Source organism: Nonomuraea sp. NPDC049421 (genome assembly GCF_040677005.1).
Taxonomy (GTDB): Bacteria; Actinomycetota; Actinomycetes; order Streptosporangiales; family Streptosporangiaceae; genus Nonomuraea; species Nonomuraea salmonea.
The window spans coordinates 1-621 of record NZ_JBFAQA010000067.1 but is presented as its reverse complement, the minus strand read 5'-3'; the positions used below and the strand labels follow the sequence as shown (position 1 = coordinate 621).

The 621-nt window shown below is 69.6% G+C and carries 1 pseudogene; it reads left to right on the top strand.

Annotation, left to right across the window (positions count from 1 at the left end):
- Positions 1–325 precede the first annotated feature (325 nt).
- Positions 326–621 (top strand): annotated as a pseudogene (locus AB0K18_RS50035) (hypothetical protein); the annotation flags it as partial.

Below are 621 nucleotides of genomic sequence, written 5' to 3'. Positions count from 1 at the left end.
GGCAGCGGCCGGGAGGTGTGCCTGGACGCGACCAACAGTCGGGCCAACAACACGAACGTCCGGTTGTGGTCGTGTCTCGATCACCCGAACCAGCGGTGGGCCGTCCAGGAAGGCCACATCATCGTCGAGGACACCCTGAGGCCCTGACCTGAGCAGGCGGTCGGCGCAACCGGCCGCGCACGGCAGGCAGAGCCCAGGTTCGACGCCGACCGCCTGCGAAGGACCGTGCTGCCCGGCCCCTGCCGTCACCGGCCGGGCGGCACGTCATGAGCCGGACTTCCTGCGATCGAGCCGGGCTCCTCGTCAGCGGCCCCGCCTCGCCTCCATGACCGCCATTCGGATCCCTGGCCCAGTGGCGGGCCTGCCCTTCGACGTCGATGGAGACGTCGTCGTGTCCGGCGCTCGTGCCCATGCACGCCATCCTCACCCACGACCACGCCGCCTACATCGAACCCGAGTCTGGGCCGCCGACTGGGACAGCGAGGGCATCGTCTACACGCTCGACGGGCGGACGGTGTTCACGATCAGCAAGGACCAGGTGGAGCAGACGCGTGGCCCCTGGATCTTCGACCACCCCTTCTACATCATCCTCAACCTCGCCGTGGGCGGCGACTGGCCCGG